General features: G+C 65.0%; 12 protein-coding genes. 7 read left to right on the forward strand and 5 right to left on the reverse strand.

The genetic code is table 11. The annotated features are described in order from the left end of the window. Window positions 1-115: 115 nt before the first annotated feature. The gene (locus JQ616_RS35825; RefSeq protein WP_212022883.1) at window positions 116-1,096 is read right to left on the reverse strand and encodes a LysR family transcriptional regulator; all 981 of its coding nucleotides are present in this window, start codon (window positions 1,094-1,096) and stop codon (window positions 116-118) included. A gap of 125 nt (window positions 1,097-1,221) precedes the next feature. On the opposite strand from JQ616_RS35825, the gene JQ616_RS35830 reads away from it, so the two are divergent. Continuing rightward, window positions 1,222-1,626, forward strand: a complete 405-nt coding sequence (locus tag JQ616_RS35830) for a DUF1330 domain-containing protein (protein WP_249137733.1) — start codon at window positions 1,222-1,224, stop codon at window positions 1,624-1,626. Window positions 1,627-1,739: 113 nt separating this feature from the next. Here JQ616_RS35830 and JQ616_RS35835 read toward each other — a convergent pair whose 3' ends face one another. The 4 genes from JQ616_RS35835 to JQ616_RS35850 all read right to left on the reverse strand — a co-directional run bounded on the left by JQ616_RS35835 (window position 1,740) and on the right by JQ616_RS35850 (window position 5,812). Next, on the reverse strand, window positions 1,740-2,375 hold the full coding sequence (locus JQ616_RS35835) for an aspartate/glutamate racemase family protein (RefSeq protein ID WP_212022884.1): 636 nt from the start codon (window positions 2,373-2,375) through the stop codon (window positions 1,740-1,742). A gap of 183 nt (window positions 2,376-2,558) precedes the next feature. Next, window positions 2,559-3,569, reverse strand: a complete 1,011-nt coding sequence (locus JQ616_RS35840; protein WP_212022885.1) for an amino acid ABC transporter substrate-binding protein — start codon at window positions 3,567-3,569, stop codon at window positions 2,559-2,561. Between the two features lie 12 nt (window positions 3,570-3,581). Next, complete coding sequence (locus tag JQ616_RS35845) at window positions 3,582-4,931, reverse strand: aspartate aminotransferase family protein (RefSeq protein ID WP_212022886.1); 1,350 nt, start codon at window positions 4,929-4,931, stop codon at window positions 3,582-3,584. Between the two features lie 5 nt (window positions 4,932-4,936). Further along, a complete protein-coding gene (locus JQ616_RS35850) occupies window positions 4,937-5,812 on the reverse strand; it encodes a MurR/RpiR family transcriptional regulator (protein WP_212022887.1) in 876 nt (291 codons plus the stop codon). Window positions 5,813-5,910: 98 nt separating this feature from the next. Between JQ616_RS35850 and JQ616_RS35855 the strand changes: the two genes are divergently transcribed. The 6 genes from JQ616_RS35855 (at window position 5,911) to JQ616_RS35880 (ending at window position 13,504) form a co-directional block, all read left to right on the forward strand. Continuing rightward, window positions 5,911-7,098 carry an amino acid ABC transporter permease gene (locus tag JQ616_RS35855; RefSeq protein ID WP_212022888.1) on the forward strand — a complete coding sequence of 396 codons (1,188 nt, stop codon included), beginning with the start codon at window positions 5,911-5,913 and terminating at the stop codon, window positions 7,096-7,098. Window position 7,099: 1 nt separating this feature from the next. Then, entirely contained in the window at window positions 7,100-8,221 is a 1,122-nt protein-coding gene (locus JQ616_RS35860; RefSeq protein ID WP_212022889.1) for an amino acid ABC transporter permease, read from the forward strand. Between the two features lie 125 nt (window positions 8,222-8,346). Beyond that, window positions 8,347-9,141 carry a FadR/GntR family transcriptional regulator gene (locus tag JQ616_RS35865; protein WP_212022890.1) on the forward strand — a complete coding sequence of 265 codons (795 nt, stop codon included), beginning with the start codon at window positions 8,347-8,349 and terminating at the stop codon, window positions 9,139-9,141. A gap of 25 nt (window positions 9,142-9,166) precedes the next feature. Next, the gene (locus JQ616_RS35870; RefSeq protein WP_249137736.1) at window positions 9,167-10,585 is read left to right on the forward strand and encodes an amidase family protein; all 1,419 of its coding nucleotides are present in this window, start codon (window positions 9,167-9,169) and stop codon (window positions 10,583-10,585) included. 38 nt (window positions 10,586-10,623) lie between these two features. Next, window positions 10,624-12,051 (forward strand): amidase family protein, encoded by a 1,428-nt coding sequence (locus JQ616_RS35875; protein WP_212022892.1) that lies wholly within the window; start codon window positions 10,624-10,626, stop codon window positions 12,049-12,051. Window positions 12,052-12,283: 232 nt separating this feature from the next. Next, the gene (locus tag JQ616_RS35880) at window positions 12,284-13,504 is read left to right on the forward strand and encodes an ABC transporter substrate-binding protein (RefSeq protein WP_212022893.1); all 1,221 of its coding nucleotides are present in this window, start codon (window positions 12,284-12,286) and stop codon (window positions 13,502-13,504) included. The last annotated feature ends 487 nt before the right edge of the window (window positions 13,505-13,991 follow it).

A 13,991-nucleotide genomic window follows, 5' to 3' on the forward strand; every position in this document is an offset into this window, starting at 1 on the left:
CGGCCGCCTCAGCCTCGAAAGATTATGTGACGGCCGAACGTGACGTCACACGAGCCTTCGTCGAGGCCGCGCGACACACTATCGATAGACTGGTTTGTCGGCTACGGCCAGAAGCTCACTTGCGGACCGTGCGCCGTGTGCGCAGCCGACGCTTTCCTTTCGTGGTTGCTGAGGCCGGCTCCGTCGGGCGCGTGATCGGAAAGGTCTCGCGCATATGCTCCGCGAGCATGGCGCAATAGTCGGTCGCGAAACGAGGCAACGGGCGCCGCTTGTCCCATGAGATGGTCAGCGGCTCCTGCAGCATCCGGCGCCTGTGCGTGAGACCGACGATTCGCAATTCGTAACGCTGGCATTGCAGCTGAGAGGGAACGATTGCTACGCCGTGCCCCGCTTCGGCAAGTGCCAGCAAAGTGTGCGGGTTCCGGCTCTCGAACATGATCGCAGGCTTCAGTCCGGCCAGGCGGCTCGCCGCATCGAAAGCACGGCGAAATCCGAACCCGCTATCCATCAGCAGCAGCGGAAACTCAGCGAGGTCAGCTACCTCGATCGTCGTCTGAGGGCCAAGCCGCATCGAGGGATGGCAGGCAGCCAGCAGCTCTACAGAGCCAAGCGGGAGGCTGCCGAAGTGCTGCTCGTTCAGCTTGACTGCGTGCAGCAGGTTTTGGCCGAGATGAATTTCACCGCGTTCGAGCATCGCCAATATTTCGTTGCCCGTCCCCTCTCGGATCCTTACTTCAACCCGGGGATAGCGCTTCGCATACCGGTGCAGGAATTGGGACAGGACACTTTCGATGTGTTGCGGCGACCCGGCTATCTTTAGAACTCCGGTGTCTCCGCGGCGGAGCAATTGAGCCTGCTCTTTCAGCGAGCTGGCGCTGTTGAGCAGTAGCCGGCAACCTGCAATCAACTGCTCGCCTTCACCGGTCAGCAGGAGGCGGCGCCCGACACGATCAAACAGCCGCAGGCCGAGCTCCTCCTCAAGTCCGATGATTTGCCTGGACAGAGCGGGCTGGGCGACCCGCAACCGCAATGCGGCCTTTGAGACGGTGCCGAGCTCGGCCACGGTCAGGAATGTGAGGGCCTGTCGCAGGTTCATGCCCGCTTATACCATTTCGGCATGAACTTTCGGAAGATATATGCATTGGACACATCTTGAGCCGAGGCGGAGAGTCCGGTTCGGCTGCGGTTCGCGGCAGCAATGAAACATGGAGGGAGGCCCGCATGAACGCCCGAAGCAAGATCGGTCTGGTCGTGCTGACATGCGCGACTTTGTGTGCTCTGGGCAGGGAGGCACTGCATGGCGAACCCGGGCCCCCCGCCTATCTGATCGGCCAGATCGATGTCATCGATCCCGATGGCTACGCCAGGGAATATCTGCCCAGGGCGAGGGAGATCATCAAGGCGCACGGCGGGAAGCTGGTTGCGGCCGCTGGCGCGGCGGCGACTGGTTCGCAGGTCGTTGCCGTTGACGGAGAGCCGCCCAAACGCGTGGTCATCTACATGTATCCGAGCATGGCAGCGCTTCTGGCTTGGCGAAACGATCCAGCCTACGTGCAGGTCCGGGCCATTGGCGAAAAATACGCCAGGTATCACACATTCGCTGTCGAGGGTTCGGTTACCAATTAGTCCCGATCGGCTTGCGCACCGGGATCAGGAAAGCAGAGGTTCTGCGCAATGGATGTTGCGACATAACCTGGCAGCGTCCCACCGGCACGCGACCAACGCATGCGAGTACCAGCCTAGCCGGCTCCGAGCATCGCCTTCAACTTCTTGACCGCGCTATCCGGCGTCGTCAGCACCTCGCGGCCGGTGACCTCGGCGACGCGCGCGGCGGCGGGCGCCATGCTGTATTGCGCCAGCGCGATCAGGTCGCAGTCGCGCAGGTCCTTGGATGCCTCGACCACGATACGATCGTGTTCGGCGCGGTCGCCGCGATCGAGTGCGGCTAGCGCGCCCTCGGCGAGTTTCGGCACCAGCGTCACTGACGACGGAAATTCCGGCGGCATCGACACCAGCGTCGGCGGGAAGGTCGAGAGCAGGCCGATCCGCTTTCCCCTGGCGACCGCCTGTTCGATCATCGCCTCGTTCGGCTTCAAGACCGGCATCGGCGCGTGCGCGCGCGCCACCGCCTCGATGCAGGGGCCGAATGCCGAGCAGGTGAAGAGAATGCCGTTGGCGCCGGTATCAGCCGCATAACGGCCCATGGTGAGGAAGCGGTCGGTCATGCGTTCGGAGAGCTTGCCGTCACGCGCGAGATCGGCCGACAGGCTGTCGTCGAGCAGGTTCATCAGCCGTGCCTCCGGCCAATGCTGTGCGAATGACGCCTCGATCGGCACGATCGAATGCTTCAGGGCGTGAATGAGCGTGATGCGCATGACTTCTTTCTTCTCCCTCTCCCCGCTCTTCGCGGGGAGAGGGTTGGGGTGAGGGGCTCTGTCGTCGTAACAGGTGAGGGGAGTATGCGCGGAGGCTCCCCCTCACCCGGATTGCACCGGACGATGCTTCTCATCGCCGAGAGCAGCCGGACCTCTCCCCGCAGGTGGGGCGAGGTGCTTCGGTTACTTGAACGGAATCGCGTACATCATCCCGCCCTTGCTCCAGAGGCCGTTGAGGCCACGCTCGAGCTTCAGGGGGCTTGCCTTGCCGACATTGCGCTCGAAGATCTCGCCGTAATTGCCGCCGGCCTTGATCGCTGCGACCAGCCATTTGTTGTCGAGGCCGAGCCGCGAGCCGAGATCGCCGGATGCGCCGAGCAGGCGCTGGATCGCCGGAACTTGCGACTTCGTCATCTCGTCGACATTGGCCTGCGTGACGCCGAGCTCTTCGGCTTCGACCAGCCCATAATGCAGCCAGGTGATGATGTCACTCCAGACCTCATCGCCATTGCGCGTGAACGGACCGAGCGGCTCCTTGCTGATGGTCTGCGGCAGCACGACATAGTCGTCGGCCTTGGGCGCCGCGGTTGCGACCGCGCCCGCGAGCGCCGATGCGTCCTGGGTCATGGCATCGCAGCGGCCACCGAAGAAGGTCTGGTACATCGTGTCGGGACGATCGAACACCAGCGGCTTCCAGTCGATGCCGTTGGCGCGGCCGTAGTCGCCGAGCGTCACCTCATGCGTGGTGCCCTGCGCGACGCAGACGGTGGCGCCCTTGAGATCCTTCAGCTCCTTCACGCCGAGGTCCTTCTTCACCACAAAGCCCTGGCCGTCGTAGAAATTGACCGGGCCCTGGCGCAGCCCGAGCGTGGTGCCGCGCAGATAGGTTTGCGTCGAGTTGCGGTAGAGCACGTCGATTTCGCCGGACTGCAGCGCGGTGAAGCGGTTCTGCGCGGTTAGCGCGACGTAGCGCACCTTGCTCGCGTCGCCGAGGATGCCGGCGGCGAGCGCGCGGCAATAGTCGACATCGAGGCCCTTGAAATTGCCCTGCGAGTCCGGTGCCGAGAAGCCGGCAAAGCCGGTCGAGACGCCGCACACCAAGGTGCCGCGCTGCTTGATGGTGTCGAGCGTCGCCGCGCTTGCGCCCGCGATGCTTGCGGCAAGAACGGTTGCAGTGATCAATACCCTGTACATTCTGTCCTCCTCCTAATGACCAATGTCTTTCAATACGCTGTCTACCGCAGCGCCGAGCCTTTCGACGATCATGTCAATGTCGCCGGAAGTTGCGATATAGGGCGGGGCGAGCAGCACGTGGTCGCCACGCTGGCCGTCGGCGGTGCCGCCCGAGGGATAGCAGCCGAGGCCGCCGGCGAACGCCGCGGACTTGATCCGCTGATGCAGCTTCAGCTTCGGATCGAACGACTGCCGCGAGCCGCGGTCGGCGACCAGCTCGATCCCCCAGAACAGGCCGCGGCCCCTGATGTCGCCGACATGGCGGTGATTGCCGAAGCGCTCGATCAGCCGCTGCTCGAGCTGGCGGCCGCGCTCCTTGACCTGGTCGAGTAGCTTCTCCTCGGCGATCGTCTTCTGCACTTCGAGGGCTGCGGCGCAGGCGAGCGGATGCGCCAGGTAGGTGTGGCCGTGCTGGAACGCGCCGGAGCCGTTGCGCACGGTGTCGACGATGCTGCCGCTCGCGAGCATCGCGCCGATCGGTTGATAGCCGCCGCCGAGGCCCTTGGCGATCGCCTGGATGTCCGGCGAGATGCCTTCCTGTTGCCACGCATGCAGCGTGCCGGTGCGGCCCATGCCGCACATCACCTCGTCGAGGATCAGCAGCGCGCCGTGGCGGTTGCAGATCTCGCGTACCGCCTTGAAGTAGCCTTCCGGCGCCGGCACGCAGCCGGCGGTGGCGCCGACCACGGGCTCGGCGATGAAGGCTGCGACATTCTCGGGGCCGAGCCGCTGGAATTCGGCTTCCAGTTCGGCGGCGAGCCGGGCCACGAACGCGGCTTCGGATTCATCGTCGCGCTTCTCGTGATAGGCGAAGGCCGGCGTGACGTGGCTGAACGACGGCGACAGCAGCGGCGCGTAGGGCTCGCGGCGCCAGGCATTGCCGCCGGCCGACAGCGCGCCGAGCGTGTTGCCGTGATAGCTCTGGCGGCGGGCGATGAAGCGCGCGCGCTTCGGCTCGCCGCGCTCGATGAAATATTGCCGCGCCAGCTTGATCGAGGCCTCGATCGCCTCCGATCCGCCGCTGACGAAGTAGACATAGCCGAGGCCGCCGGGCTCGTGGCCGACCAGCCGCTCAGCGAGCTCTTCGGCAGGCTCGGAGGAGAAGAAGCCGGTGTGAGCATAGGCGATTGTCGACGCCTGCTTTGCGATCGCGGCAAGAATGCGCGGATGCTGATGGCCAAGGCACGACACCGCGGCGCCGCCGGAGGAATCGAGAATGCGGTGGCCATCCTCCGCGATCAACCAGACGCCGTCGCCGCCGATCGCTTTCGGCGGGGTTTCGCGCAGGCTGCGATGCATCACGCGGCTCTTGTTGGCGGCCATGATACTTATCCTTTCTCGACAGTATATTGCGACATCCTGGCAAGCCGGCCTTCGGTCTCCTCCAGCTTGCGTTTTGCCCCAGTGCCGCCGAGCGTGAAGGCGACGGCGGCGAGCGACTGGGCGACTGCGATCGCGCCGGTGAGGCTCGGGAAGAAGCCGGGAGAGGAGGCGGCCTCGAACAGCAAGAGATGATCGGCGCCCTCGGCCATCGGCGCACTGATCGTGTCGGCGATCGCGATCAGCGCGGCGCGCGCCTGATGCGCTGCACGCGCGGTCTCGACGCTGACCAGGGTGTAGGGCGCAAAGCCGATCACGACCACGGCGTCGTCGGCACGGAAGGCGCCATGGTCGAGATCGAACGGGCCGGAACCACCGACCATCTGCACCGCGTCGGGACGGAACAGGCGAAGCTGATAGGTCAGCAGTTCCGCGACGCTGCGGCAGCTGCGAAAGCCAGTGATCCAGATCCGGTTCGCCGCGTGCAGCGCACGCGCGGCATCCGCAATCGCGTTCGCGGATATGCGCGCAAGGCCTGCTGCTTCCGCCTCGAGCTTGTCGTGAACCAGTTTGACATCGGCATTCGGCCCGGCGCGGCGGCTCTTGGCACGGCCGGAGAACGGTGAGCCCTGTGCGGGTCGTCGCGCCTCGGTGAGTGCGGCGCGCAATTCGTCCCAGCCGGAATAGCCGAGCGCTTTTGCCAGGCGCGTAAAGGAGGCTGGATCGGCGCCGGCGACGGAGGCAAGCTCGCGCATCGAGCGGGTAGTGGCGTCGTAATCATTGGCTGCGACAAACCGACCAACCTCCTGCAACCGCATTGGCAGCGACGGCAGTGCGCTGCACAATTCGTGGAGGGGCGATGGTTTCGGCTGAGCCTGGGCCATGAAACATATGTTGCATGAATCTTAATTTGGTGCAACATATGAAGTGCGCAGTCTGGAGCTTCCCGTTCCGATGCAATCCTCACAAGGATCCTTGTGCTGTGACGACATCGACGCCGAAACGCCCTCCCGCCCGGCCTTGGCGGCTCTCGCTCAGCGATCCCCGCGTCGCCGGCCTGTTCTGGCAGATCCTGGTGGTCGCCATCGCGGTCGCCATCGTCGCCTTCCTGTGGTCGAACGCGATCCACAATCTCTCGGTGCGGCGGATCTCGACCGGCTTCGCTTTCCTCGGCCGCGAAGCCGGCATGCCGATCGCCGATAGTTGGATCGATTACACGCCGAAGGACACTTACCTGCGCGCCTTCATCGTCGGCGTCGTCAACACGCTGCGCGTCGCCGTCATCGGCATCGTGCTGGCGACCGTGATCGGCACGCTGGTCGGCATCGCGCGGCTGTCGTCGAACTGGCTGCTGGCGCGCCTCGCCGCCGTTTATGTCGAGGTGCTGCGCGACCTGCCGCTCTTGCTGCAGCTGCTGTTCTGGTACGTGCTGATGCAGGGCCTGCCTGCGGCGCGCCAGGCGTTCAAGCCGGTCGAGGGCGTCTATCTCTCCAATCGCGGCCTGATCCTGCCGTCGGTGCCGCTGCACGAAGCCAATTGGTGGACCATCCTCGCGCTGGTCGCAGGTCTGATCGTTTTCACGTTCCTCAGGCGCCGCCTGATCGCGCAGCAGATGCTTGACGGCCGGGCGCGGCCCGCCTGGCCTTACGCGCTCGGCCTCGTCGTCGCGCTGCCTGTGCTGGTGTCGTTCCTCTCGGGCGCGAGCTGGAGCATCACGCTGCCGGAGCTGCGTGGCTTCAACTTCGTCGGCGGGCTGACCCTGGCGCCGGAATATTTCGCGCTCTTGATCGCGCTCGTCACCTACACCTCGGCTTTCATCGCCGAGATCGTGCGCAGCGGCATCCAGGCGGTGCCACGCGGCCAGTCGGAGGCCGCCAAGGCGCTGGGCCTGAAACGCGGTTTCGTGCTGCAGCACATCGTGCTGCCGCAGGCGCTGCGCGTCATCATCCCGCCGATGACCAGCCAGTATCTCAACCTGACTAAAAACTCCTCGCTGGCGGTCGCGGTCGGCTACCAGGACATCGTCTCGATCGCCAACACCACGCTGAACCAGACCGGGCAGGCGATCGAGTCGATCGCGCTGATCATGATGGTGTTCCTCACCATCAGCCTCGGTATCAGCCTGTTCATGAACTGGTACAATGCGCGGATCGCGCTGGTGGAGCGCTGACATGAGCTCGGTCGCACATGTCCCGCAGGATCCGCTGCCGATCGGCCCGCGCCCCGCACCGCGCGCGCTCGGCGGTCATCTCACCGCCTGGCTGCGCGCCAATCTGTTCGCCTCGATCCCGTCCAGCATCATGACCTTGCTGCTGCTGTTCGTGCTCGGCAAGGCCTGCATCGCGTTTTGGCAATGGGGCATTGCCAATGCGGTCTGGATCGTCTCCGGCAACGACACCGCCGCCTGCCGCGCGCTGCGCGGTGTCGGCGCCTGCTGGGCCGTCGTCCCCGAGAAGTACCGTTTCATCCTGTTCGGCACCTATCCGTTCGACGAGCAGTGGCGGCCGGCGCTCGCGGTGTTGATTTTCATCGCGCTGTTCGTGGTCTCGAGCCGCCGCAGCTTCTGGCGCAAGGAGCTGTTCCTGCTGTGGGCCGCGGCGCTGATCGTGATCGGCTGCCTGATGTGGGGTGGTTTTCTTGGTCTCAGCTTCGTTACGCAGGACCGCTGGGGCGGGCTGCCGGTGACGCTGATCCTCGCGACCTTCGGATTGGCGTTCGGCTTCCCGCTCGGAATCCTGGTCGCGCTCGGCCGCCGCTCGAAATTGCCGGCGATCCGCTCGCTCTGCGTGCTCTATGTCGAGCTGATCCGTGGCGTGCCGCTGATCAGCTTGCTGTTCATGGCGAGCGTGATGTTCCCGCTGTTCATGCCCGACGGCGTCAACATCGACAAACTGCTGCGCGCACAGATCGCCTTCATCCTCTATGCCGGCGCCTATCTCGCCGAAGTCGTGCGCGGCGGTTTGCAGGCGGTGTCGCGCGGACAGTATGAGGCGGCCGACGCGCTCGGCCTGTCGTACTGGGAGAAGCATGCGCTGATCGTGCTGCCGCAGGCGATCCGCCACGTCATCCCGCCGCTGGTCAACACCTTCATTGCCTTCTTCAAGGACACCAGCCTGGTCCTGATCATCGGCATCTTCGACCTCTTGACGACTGCGAAAACCGCGATCGTCGATCCGGCCTGGCAGTCCTTCAGCGTCGAGGTCTATTTGTTCGTCGGCGTGATCTACTTCGTGTTCTGCTTTGCGATGTCGCGCTACAGCCGCAGCCTCGAGGCGCAGCGCACGCAAGGCTGAGCGACCGGCTCTCCGCCAATTCCTGAATGTTCAATCTCAGCGAGCCGTCCCAGGGACCGCTCCCGCTCGCTTGCGTCCCGCCATCCCCCTTGCCAAGCCGCCTTGATCCTATTTATGATCATAAAATGGATAAATCGGCTCTACCCAGCCTCGACCCCTCCCGCCGCGCCTCGATCAAGCGCAAGCGCTCAGACGCGGTCGCCGACCTGATCCGCAGCCACATCTTCCAGGCCGGCTTGCAGCCGAGCGACCGGCTGCCGCAGGAGCCGGAGCTGATCGAGATGTTCGGCTGCAGCCGCTCGACCATCCGTGAGGCGCTCAAGTCACTGGAAGTGCAGGGGTTGGTGCAGAACACCACCGGCCCCGGCGGCGGCGCGCGGGTGGCGCCGGTGTCGATCAACCGGATCGTCGGCCTGCTCAGCAATTACTTCTATTTCCAGTCGGTCAATGCCGCGCAAATCTACCAGATCCGTCGGCTGATCGAGCCGGAGCTCGCCTTCAGCGTGGTCGGACATCTCACGGCGGAGCAATTTGCGGCACTCGACAAGGCGATCGCGGTGCAGGAGCATCATCCCGGTGGCGAAGCCGATTGGGAGCATCATCGCCACGCCGAGATCGATTTCCATGACATCCTGATCGAAGCCTGTCCCAATCCGCTGCTCGGCCTGATGTGCCGGTTCGTCAACGAGGCTATCCGCCATTTGATCAGCAAGCTCGGCGTGCAGGAGTTCTCGTCGAGCTTCACCTGCGAGAACATCGAATTTCACAAGCGCCTGATGGCCGCGTTCCGCTCCGGCAATGCTGCGCGCGCGCGGCGCGTGATGCTCGATCATGTGCTCAGCGCCGAGGCGGTCGTCGTTCCCAAGGAGGACCGGCGGATGGACCAGCCGGTGTTCTACGAGCCGTTGCGGCTCGACTGAAGCAGTAGCGTTGGAGAAAATGGTCATGGTCACGCGGCGCGAGAATGAGTTGTGGAGCTGGTCGGCGGTCGATCTGGCGCATGCGATCGCGACGCGGGCGATCTCGAGCCGCGAGGCCGTGCGGTCCAGCCTCGACCGCATCGCAGAGGTCAATCCGGCATTGAACGCCGTTGTCGAGGTGCTGGCGGATGAGGCGCTGGCCGCGGCAGATGCGGCGGATGGAGCGGTGAAATCCGGCGCGGAGCTAGGCCGGCTGCACGGCGTGCCGGTCACCATCAAGGTCAATGTCGATCAGCGCGGTCACGCCACCACCAACGGCGTCGTCGCCTTCCGCGACATCATCGCCACCGAGGATAGCCCGGTGGTCGCGAATTTCCGCAAGGCCGGCGCCGTCATTGTCGGCCGCACCAACACGCCGGCCTTCTCGCACCGCTGGTTCACCAACAACGATCTGCACGGCGCGACCTACAATCCATGGGGCCGACGGCTGACGCCGGGCGGTTCCAGCGGCGGCGCTGCGTCCGCGGTCGCTTCCGGGATGGGCGCGATCGCGCATGGCAATGATTTCGGCGGCTCGATCCGCTATCCCGCTTACGCCTGCGGTGTTGCCGGCCTCCGACCGACGCCGGGGCGGATCCCCGCGTTCAATCCGTCGGCCACCGGCGATCGTCCGATCACGGCGCAGATGATGTCGGTGCAGGGGCCGCTCGCGCGCTCGGTTGCCGATCTTGGACTCGGCCTTGCCGCGATGGCGCAGGCCGACGCGCGCGATGGCACCTGGCTGCCGGTGCCGCTGCAAGGAGCAAAGCTCAAGCGCCCGATCGGCGTTGCGATCGCAGCGGCGCCATTCGGCGACGAGGCGCCGGAGGTCAGCGCAGCCGTGCGCACTGCCGGACGCTGGCTCGCGGAAGCCGGCTTTGCGGTGGAGGAAACTACACCGCCGCGGCTCGCGGAGGCCGCCGATCTCTGGCATCGCCTCGTCATCAATGAGGAGCGCCGCGTGCTGGCGCCGATGATCCGCAAGTTCGGGGACGATCGCAGCCGCTACAATCTGGAGGGCCATATCGCTTATGCGCCCGAGCTCGACGGTGATCAGGTGCTGGCCTGCTTCGAACAGCGGCTCGCGATCGTGCGGGCCTGGCAGCTGTTCCAGGAGCGTTGCCCCGTCATCATCCTGCCGGTCTCGGCGCAGCTGCCGTTCCGCTTCGATCAGGATCAGGAAGACGCTGACGTGGTGCACGCGCTGCTCGACGCGCAGCGACCGCTGCTCGCGGTGCCTGCGCTCGGCTTCCCGTCGGTCGTGGTGCCTACCGGGACCGCCGGCGGCGTGCCGGTCGGCGTGCAGGTGATCGCCGGCCGTTTCCGCGAGGATGTCTGCCTTGCCGTGGCCGCCGTGATCGAGGCGCGCGCCTCGACGCTGACGCCGATCGATCCACGCGACTGAACCAACGACAAAGCACTGAACATAACGGGAGAACGACAGTGACGAATGCACCGATCTGGCAATGGTCCGCCGTGGAGACGGCGGCGGCGATCAGGAACGGCGAGGCGACCTCGGAGCAGGTCGTGCGTGCTCATCTCGACCGCAAGCAGGAGGCAAACCCGGCGCTCAACGCCGTCGTCGTCGACCTCGGCGACACTGCGATGAAAGCCGCCAAGGCCGCTGACGAGGCGCTGGCTGCCAGCAAGCGCGGCGGCGCCGTCGGGCCGCTGCATGGCGTGCCGGTTACGATCAAGATCAACATCGACGTCGAGGGCCAGGCCAATTCGAATGGCGTGGTCGCCTTCAAGGACAACATCGCGCCGGGCGACTCGCCGGTGACGGCCAATCTCAAGAAGGCCGGTGCAATCATCATCGGCCTGACCAACACGCCGGAATTCTCGCTGCGCGGCTTCACCGACAATCCGCTGCACGGCCTGACGCGCAATCCCTGGAATGCGGACGTGACCTGCGGCGGTTCCTCGGGCGGCGCCGGCGCGTCGATCGCGGCCGGCATCGGCACCATCGCGCATGGCAATGACATCGGCGGTTCGCTGCGCTGGCCGGCGCACTGCAACGGCATCGCCACCATCAAGCCGACCCAGGGCCGGATTCCGGCGTTCAATCCCTCTGCCACGGCGGAGCGGCCGTTGATGGCACAGTTCATGTCGTCGCAAGGACCGCTCGCGCGCCACGTCGCCGACGTCCGGCTCGGCCTCGAGGTGATGGCGCAGCGCGACCCGCGTGATCCCTGGTACGTGCCGGCGCCGCTCACGGGGCCGAAGCCCGCCGCGCCGGTCAAGGTCGCGCTCGCGAAGATCCCCGAGGACATGGTGACCGATCGCGGCGTGATCGCGCTTCAGCGCAAAGCGGCCGATCATCTGGCCGATGCCGGCTACGCCGTCAGCGAGGTCGAGGTCCCCGAGCTCAACAAGGTCTGGCAGCTCTGGTGTGACCTGATCATGACCGAGACCCGCGTGTTGCAGCAGGATCAGATGCTGGCGGCCTCCAGCGCCGACTTCCAGAAGACGTTCCACGGCTTCATGGCGCTGGCAAATCCGTTGGATCAGGCCGGCTACATGAAGGCGATCGCCGAGCGGTCGCGCCACATCAGGGCCTGGATGACCTTCCTCGAGCAATATCCGCTGGTGCTGATGCCAACCTCGGTGCGCCAGACGCCGGAGGTCAATGCCGATCTCGGCGGCGACCAGCGCGTCAAGGATTTGTTCTGGAACGATCTGCGCTTCATCTCGTCGATGAACGTGCTGGGGCTGCCGGCGGCCGTGGTGCCGGTCGGCCTGCACGAGGGCTTGCCGGTCGGTGTCCAGATCGTCGGCTCGCGCTATCGCGAGGACATGTGCCTCGACGCCGCCGAGGCGATCGAGCGCAAGGTCGGCATCCTGGCAAGGCAATTGTGGGAGCGGCGCTGATCCGGCCTCGGAGCCACAACGCATTATCCATTCGTATGATCCAGGGTACGCCGCGGCGAAATCTCGTCGCGGCGTTCGCATGATCGGCGATGCGCGAACCGGCGCATTCGCCGCGTTCCTTCTCCCGGAATTTTGACGTGGAATCGCAGAGCGCCATGCCGGCGAACGGGGTTGTCGGTGATCCCTGATTGCTTCAGGAGTTCGACGAACCATCCGAAACCCTGGGAACGAAATGTCCATCACGAAACGCTCGTCTGTCCTTGCCGCAATTGCCGCCGCGTGTCTGTCATTTGCCGCCGGCGTTGCCCGCGCGGAGGATGGCGTGCTGCGGGTCGGCATCATCACCGACATGAGCGGGCAATATTCCGACGGCAACGGCACAGGATCGGTGATCGCGGCGCAAATGGCCGCGGAGGAGATCGGCGGCACCGTCGCCGGACGCAAGATCGAGATCATTTCGGCCGATCACCAGAACAAGCCTGACGTGGCGACCGGCATCGTGCGCAACTGGATCGACACCAAGGGCGTCGACGTGATCGCCGAAGGCGTCAATTCCGCGGTGGCGCTCGCGATCCAGACCGTGACGCGCGACCGCAAGAAGCTGTTCCTGATCTCGGGCTCCGGTTCGTCCGATCTCACCGGCAAGCAATGCTCGCCGACTAGCGTGCAATGGACCTACGACACCTACGCCTCGTCGAACGCGACGGCGAAGGCGGTGGTCGCGCGCGGCGGCACGCCGTGGTTCTTCCTCACCGCGGACTACGCGTTCGGCCAGGCGCTGGAGCGCGATGCCAGCAAGGCCGTGACCTCAGCCGGCGGCAAGGTGCTCGGCGCGGTCCGTCATCCCTTCGACACCGCCGATTTCTCGTCTTTCCTGTTGCAGGCCCAGTCCTCCGGCGCAAAAATCCTGGCGCTCGCCAATGCCGGCTCCGACTTCCGCAATGCGGTGTCGCAGGCCGACGAGTTCAACATCCGCGCCAGCATGCAGGTCGTCGCGTTGCAGGTGACGCTGACCGACGTGCCGGCGCTTGGTCTCGCGCATGCGCACGATCTCTTGTTCACCGATTCCTTCTACTGGGATCGCACGCCCGAGACGCGCGCCTTCGCCCAGGAGTTCTTCAAGCGGCATGGTGCGATGCCGACCGCCTACCAGGCCGGCGTCAACTCGGCGCTGCGGCACTATTTCAAGGCGGTCGCCGCCACCAACTCGGTGGATTCGGAAACCGTGATCGCGCAGATGCGCAAGACCCCGGTGAATGATTTCTTCGCCCAGAACGGCGTCGTGCGCGAGGACGGCCGCATGGTGCACGACATGTATCTGATGCGCATCAAGAAGCCGGAAGAGTCCAAGAGCAAGTGGGACCTCTACGAATATCTCGCGACCGTGCCGGGCGACCAGGCCTTCCGTCCGCTCGAGGAGGGTGGTTGCCCCTACGTCGGCAAGGCGCATTAGGACGCGAGGCAACTGTTCTCTCTTTCGTCATTCCGGCGCGCGCCTCTTGGCGCGAGCCCGGAATCCACTAAGCCGCATTATCAGTGGACACGAATGGATTGCGGGCTCTCGCTTCGCGAGCCCCGGACTGACGGAAAGGGGTGCGACAAAGCAACCCGACGGGCAACTCAGCAAAACCTGTCAATCCTCGCGAGCTAAAATAATTCGTTTTATCCGAATAGCGACTCGGTGTATAACGACGCCCGTCTCACCCGATCGAGGGTGTTGCGGTGAGATGCGGTGGACGCCGATAGCGCAGTCGACGAATGCGCATGAGGTGGACGGTGAAGTCGTGTGGTCCTGACGCCCTAGTGGTAGGTGTCTCTTCGTATTGCGCAATGCGCGTTGCGAAGGCGGTGACAAAAAAGCCCAGTCTCGCCGGGGAGAGCACGAAGTAAGCCGTAACCCATCGCGCAGGGAAAGCCGGGTTGTTTCCAGTTACACCTGT

It is taken from the genome of Bradyrhizobium tropiciagri (genome assembly GCF_018130545.1).
Lineage (GTDB): Bacteria > Pseudomonadota > Alphaproteobacteria > Rhizobiales > Xanthobacteraceae > Bradyrhizobium > Bradyrhizobium tropiciagri_A.